We start from the raw sequence: 247 nt of genomic DNA on the forward strand, positions 1-247 counted from the left end.
GAATAGTTGCTCATTTTTTTTGTTTAAATTGCATTCCACATAAACGGCCACATGTCGGCGCGCATGATGGCCATCCTGGGGGAGATGGTGGCCGGACAGGAAGTGTATTCCATTGCCGAAAGCTTTCTGGACGTTACCGGAATCGGCAGACTGATACCGCTGGAGACGTTCGGGCAACAGATGCCTGCGCGCATCAGGCAGGAAACAGGGCTGGTCATCGGCGTGGGCTTCGGGCCGACCAAGACCT

The 247-nt window shown here is 55.1% G+C and carries 1 pseudogene; it reads left to right on the forward strand.

The features are described 5' to 3' along the window. Nucleotides 1-63: 63 nt before the first annotated feature. Nucleotides 64-247, forward strand: a pseudogene (locus KVT28_RS25995) (DNA polymerase V subunit UmuC); the annotation flags it as partial.

The organism is Pantoea sp. GbtcB22 (assembly GCF_019091025.1).
Lineage (GTDB): Bacteria > Pseudomonadota > Gammaproteobacteria > Enterobacterales > Enterobacteriaceae > Pantoea > Pantoea leporis.